We start from the raw sequence: 5395 nt of genomic DNA, 5'->3' as shown, positions 1-5395 counted from the left end.
GCTTCCCATTGCCCATACTGTTGCTCTGGGACGGATGATTTCATTCTCCAGGGATTTATCCATCAGGAAGGCTCCGTATTCCTCCGGTACGGAATATCCGCCGAATTCAGGTATCCCTTCCACCATGCTGGCATTTATCAGCCTGTTGTCGGCTCTGCCTGAGTGAAGTGTTCTCAGGAATTCATCCATGGAATAGAAACCATTGTTGCTTAAGCTCACAGTTTCGTTTCCATAAAACATCCCCCTGAATGATTTTGATACGGCTTTTGTTACAGGAGTTTTTGATTCTTCAATAGGAGATACAGCTTTTTGTGGTGTAATTAGAATTGGCTCAGAGGTTCTGATATTTAATAATTCCTCGTTAATGCTTTCATTAATGCTCTTTATTTTGTCTGTGTAGCGATTAAACTGTCTCTCCTGTTCCTTCGTCAAACTTCCACCTGCTTTTTCAGCTTCCTGCAAAATGGCTTCTGCTTTTTCCACCAATTGCTTTTTCTCATGTACCAAATCTGCTATAAATCTCATACTTAGACCTCCATTTTCTTTATATTTTTTTGTTAATATGGTCTGGGGTTAATACCCCGTTTGAATCTGCATTTTTTCACGCAATGCTGCCAGCCCGTTGTCTTTATGCTTTGCTGTAGAGATATGACCTCCCCCTACCCCTCAAGTCCACTGTTCTTAATGCTTTCACACAATTCACCTCCTTTAATGTTTAAATATTTATTCTTATATTGTTATGGGTTTAGAGTTGTGATGTGTTTTTGTAAAAGTCTATATAGAAAATTAATATATAAAAGTTACTGAAATTTCCATCACAACCCACCATCTCACCACACACTATTTGAGAAAATCAATTTCTTCAAAGTCCTGCTTGGCATTTTCATATGGCTTTGTGAGTTCAATGTTGAGGTAAACCACCCCAGTCCTGCAGTTCCGTTTGTTAAGGTAGCGGTTCATATCTCTTCCAAACTTTGTATTGCTGAGAACATACTCACCATTTTCACTACACCAGTGGGTGTAAACCTTGTACAAATCCAATGCCCCGACACTGCTGTTATTCTTGGGCTTTGTGCAATCATCCAAGAATTTCTGCATTATGTCCATTTCGCATCGGTAGTCCGTTGTAGCCAATTTCATTGTTTCCGGCATTTCCAAGCCATCTTTCTGCCACAGCTTTAATCCCTCCAATGCCCAGTTCAATATTCCATCTATCTCTTTTTCACGAAGGAAGTCCTTCAAATGAGGGTCACGCTTCTCTGGGGGAAAATATACTGTGAAGGGTAGCAGCTTAACTCTGCTCCAGATACCCTCGTCATTACCGGATATCTGGGGTTTGTAATTTGTATTAATCCAAAGCTTAAACTCGGGGCGGTATTCAAACTCTTTTCCATAAAGGAATCTAGCTGTAACCATGTCACCCCCTGTAAGCTGCTTAATAAGGCTTTCATTGAGCCTTGAGTTTTTCTGTGGTTCTGCTGCATTAACAACTCTCGCACCTTTGAGCCTTGCAATATCGGGATTGGCACCGCTGCCGGATACATTTTTGAGCATTAGGCTGTCTACCTGTGCAGTTTTGGCATATGAACCTAAAAGATGTATTAATGTTTCTGCAAATGTTCCCTTGCCATTTCGCCCAGTACCATAGAGGATAAACAGACATTCCTCGCCTGTATTCCCTGTTAGGGAATATCCGACCGCCTTTTGCATGTATTTCATAAGGTCTGCATTGCCATCGGTGACTTTATCAAGGTAATCCAGCCATCTTGGGCATTTAGCACTTGGATTGTAACTGGCATTGCTGATTTGAGTTATCATATAGTCGGGATTGTGTGGATAAAGCTTGTCTGATTTCAAATCAAGGACTCCATTTTGAAGGTTTAACAACCACACATCCCTGTCAAAGTCTGCCGGAATAACAGGTATACCCTCCAAGTGCTTTGCTCCCTCAATCATTGCTTTTCTGCCCGCAATAGAGCGAGTCTTTGCTGCATGCTTCAGAAGTTTGTCTCTCTTGTCTTGATCTGTAAGCTTTATAGCCTCTGTATACATGGCTTCAACGGTATTATCCGCAAGACGGTTGATTGCTCCTGTTTCATCCTCCTGCCACACCTTACCGTCCCAGCAGTACCAGTTGTTTTTGATATAGCTGAAGCGGATGCTGTTACCACACATAGCAACCAGCCTTTTGGCATTCCCCATATCGTCAAGGCTGAGTTCCTGCCGCTTGGAATATTGCTCATCATCCCCGGCAGCAGTGGAAGTCAAGCCTTGCATTGCTTTCATAGCGGTTCTTTGCAGGTAATCTGACCGCTCCAGCTTGGTTGTGTGCTTGTCATCCTTTCTTGATGCATAGGGGGATTTGATAAAGGCTTCAATGGCTGCATCTATATTGCCGGAGCACCAATAGAGCAGCTTACCCATCAGTGCAAGGTCTGCTTCACTCTCGCTGGTACACTTCTCACTTTGGTATTCACCATCCCAAAGAGCCTTGAACACAGCATCCTTGGCAAGTCCGATGGAAAGATAGTCCTTTGCAGAACTGATACAAGGATTGTTTGTACCAACAGATTTTCCCGATTTGGAATCGGAGAAATATTTACCAAATAACTGTTTGACTTGCTCTGTGCGCTCATTTATAGGCTTTTCATCACCATAGACATTACCTGTCATGGTAAAATACCTTTTGGCTTTATACATTTCAATAAAGCCTTTCTTCCTGCCATCTACAGGGATATCACCCTTGACGAATATATGAAGTCCTTTGCCACTGGGAGAATACTCTGTGTAGCTGTCTAGCATTGCTACAATCCCAACCGCTTCGTCAGATAATGAGCCATTCTCTGCAATAACATGATCTAGATCTATACCCACAATGCCGTTATTGTTAAATTCAAAGCCGATACCGTCATAGCCTCCGCCATCCAAAGCATTCACACAATCCTCAAAACTTGCCCATGTAGCTAGCTGACCTGCCTTAGCTGATGCTCCTGTCACCGGATTGAAAGGCACTTTATTTCTATGACATACCCACTGTGGTAATTGCTTCAGTTCCTCTGGAATGTTTATAAACTGTTTCATTTCTTTACTCACCTCACTTCACTTGCCGGGAAAATAAATAGAGCCCGACAAATAGTTTTTTAAGACTATCTGCCAGGCTCTATAGGTGAGTCATCTGCTCCCTTTGTGGCTCTGTGCCAGATTTATTCACTTTTACCCCGCCTTCTTCTCCAGCTTTACTTCAAAAACCTTTTTGCATACCGGGCATTTGATTTCAACATCAGCGTAATCGGCATCAAATACTCTGTGATTGCAGTGAGGGCAGCGTACAATGTACTTTTTCTTACTCACCTGCCTTCACCTCCAAATTCTTTGGCTTCATGAGGCTTGCCATCCTCATCATCACAGGCTCTAAAATCTCTCCGACCATGTAATGAACCATTGGTGAGTAATTCTCCTTTGTTTCGTCAAACAATTTGGAAAGAAGGCCATATAGATTCTTTATGTCCTCTTCTGTGGCATCTGCGGTTGACACTTCAATAAAAATCTTTGTTCCATCACGCATGGCGATATAGTCGCTCACATACTTCTCCAGAGCGTATCTTGCTATGCTTGATGTGGTAACGCTTGCTTCCGGCATCTGAGCCTGAAGCTCATTAATGATAGCGTCCAATTCATCCGACTGCCTTTTTGTAAGCCTTACCCGTAACATACTATCCTTTTCTGTAGACATTATTGCACCCCCTGTATTTCTTTTGGTTTTATTGTATCACGACGTATTACATATTGTCAAGCGTGAATAAAAGAAAACCCGACTTGCCGTTATATTAGCTTGCCGGGTAATGCATTTTGCTTCAATTAAACTTCATATACCTGCGTATGTCTTAATAGTGTCCGCTGATATAACATTGAAAAAGGATATGTCAATAAAGTCTGTTCGACCAATAAATAATTAATCAAACTTTAGAAGATTCGGATTAATTATCAACTCTTTTTCAATATTGCGAGCAATTCCAATAATTGTTGCGATTCCATATGTTCCAAGAATTTGTGGTTGATGCATAAGTTCATGGCCATCTTCTTTGAAGTATTTACCTTTTCCAATACTGTAGAACCCATAGTCAAGTTCTTTTTCATAATCATCAATTGGAATATTAGCGATTGTATAAAAAAAACCTTTTCTCCAGTAAATATCATCAACTATTACTGGATCAATAATCAGTTCTTCATAGTTTGGTAAATAGTTTGATAAATCAAGTGTTCTTGTTTTACATTTGAAAATAAACACTGCATTTTTACCATTTATAAAAGTGTCATTTGCTATGTGTTTTATTTCTGCTTTAAACACTCGACCATAGAAATAGATGCCTTCCCTGGGACTAACCAGAAATATATCACCTTCTTTTGGTTTACATTTCGTTTTTTTAATTACTTTTAATTGGTACTCTTTGGGATCTTTATTATCCAACTCTTTAATTTTAAGTTGGATATCTTCTGGTAATTCAGCAAACCTCTTTTTCCACCTTAAGGAAATAGGATTTTCATTCATGTCTTTTAGATTATTTATCATACCATCCTCCTACTTTAATCCATTTAAAAAGTTCTTCGCCCATATAAGTGCTTCGTTGTAATATGGTGAATTAGGGCTAATACTATTAATTTGATTCATTGCATTTGCTGGACCATTTTCAATTAAATATTGTTCAATAGCACGTGCTTGATTCCTCGTTAATCCCGAAACTTTCTCTTCAAGATAATCTAAGCCTTTTCCTTTCGGACCATAGTTATGCTGATACAAACGTTTTGCTAAATCCTGTTTCGTGATACCAGTATAAACAGCTTCACCATCTTTTACGCCATAATACACAACATTATCAGCATCACCCTTGTTCAACCATTTTAGCGTTTCATCTGATATAGTACTACGCGTTCCCTCACTACAAGGACTATATCTATTATATAATTCCTGCTACCATAACTCAATCAAAAAAGAATTTTCTTCCATCGCTTTACTTCCAGAATATGAAATCAGTTCTTGTCATCAACCTTTTCATATGGCCTGTATTCAGTCTTAGTTTTCATCATGCCGTAAATTATCCTCACAAGCCGCCTTGCCACGCACACAAGCGCCTGTGGCTTGTTCTTGCCCTCTTTGACCTTCTGCTCAAAATACTCCCTGAATACCGGGTGTCTTGGCTTTCCTGAAGCCGATACTGCTACCATCTGGATTGCAAGAAAGTGAAATATCGCATTTAGTGCCCTGTTGCCATTCCTGCACCTTTGGTCTTTGCCCTTTCCGGCAGAGCTGAATTGCACCGGTGCCAAGCCCATAAACCGAGCCAGCTTGTCTGAGTCTGGGAAGCGGTTAATATCTCCGATTTCAGATATTATTTGC

At 40.4% G+C, this 5395-nt stretch carries 7 protein-coding genes; all 7 read right to left on the bottom strand.

Annotation, left to right across the window (positions count from 1 at the left end):
• Positions 1-525: phage major capsid protein (locus JCM21531_RS16565; protein WP_038291479.1), on the bottom strand; the 525-nt coding region annotated here is incomplete at its 3' end.
• Positions 526-840: 315 nt separating this feature from the next.
• Complete coding sequence (locus JCM21531_RS16560; RefSeq protein ID WP_038291477.1) at positions 841-3081, bottom strand: phage/plasmid primase, P4 family; 2241 nt, start codon at positions 3079-3081, stop codon at positions 841-843.
• A 132-nt stretch (positions 3082-3213) separates the two neighbouring features.
• Positions 3214-3351, bottom strand: coding sequence for a hypothetical protein (locus JCM21531_RS19395; RefSeq protein ID WP_014254768.1), 138 nt, complete (start codon positions 3349-3351; stop codon positions 3214-3216).
• Complete coding sequence (locus tag JCM21531_RS16555; RefSeq protein WP_038291475.1) at positions 3344-3733, bottom strand: hypothetical protein; 390 nt, start codon at positions 3731-3733, stop codon at positions 3344-3346. The genes JCM21531_RS19395 and JCM21531_RS16555 overlap by 8 nt, the downstream gene beginning before the upstream one ends.
• A gap of 219 nt (positions 3734-3952) precedes the next feature.
• Positions 3953-4570: an immunity 26/phosphotriesterase HocA family protein gene (locus tag JCM21531_RS16550; RefSeq protein ID WP_038291473.1), complete on the bottom strand. Its 618-nt coding sequence runs from the start codon at positions 4568-4570 to the stop codon at positions 3953-3955.
• A gap of 9 nt (positions 4571-4579) precedes the next feature.
• Positions 4580-4894, bottom strand: a complete 315-nt coding sequence (locus JCM21531_RS16545; RefSeq protein WP_038291472.1) for a GIY-YIG nuclease family protein — start codon at positions 4892-4894, stop codon at positions 4580-4582.
• A 134-nt stretch (positions 4895-5028) separates the two neighbouring features.
• The coding region (locus JCM21531_RS16540; RefSeq protein ID WP_038291471.1) for an IS110 family transposase at positions 5029-5395 on the bottom strand (367 nt) is incomplete at its 5' end.

The sequence above is a fragment of the Acetivibrio straminisolvens JCM 21531 genome, from assembly GCF_000521465.1.
In the GTDB taxonomy this organism is placed as follows: domain Bacteria; phylum Bacillota; class Clostridia; order Acetivibrionales; family Acetivibrionaceae; genus Hungateiclostridium; species Hungateiclostridium straminisolvens.
The sequence above is the reverse complement of the archived record's forward strand: the minus strand, read 5'-3'. Positions and strand labels throughout refer to the sequence as shown.

Bases quoted from the DNA above. Each gene is read 5' to 3' on its own strand.
- JCM21531_RS16560 (WP_038291477.1), bottom strand. From the start codon at position 3,081: ATGAAACAGTTTATAAACATTCCAGAGGAACTGAAGCAATTACCACAG.
- JCM21531_RS16555 (WP_038291475.1), bottom strand. From the start codon at position 3,733: ATGTCTACAGAAAAGGATAGTATGTTACGGGTAAGGCTTACAAAAAGG.
- JCM21531_RS16550 (WP_038291473.1), bottom strand. From the start codon at position 4,570: ATGATAAATAATCTAAAAGACATGAATGAAAATCCTATTTCCTTAAGG.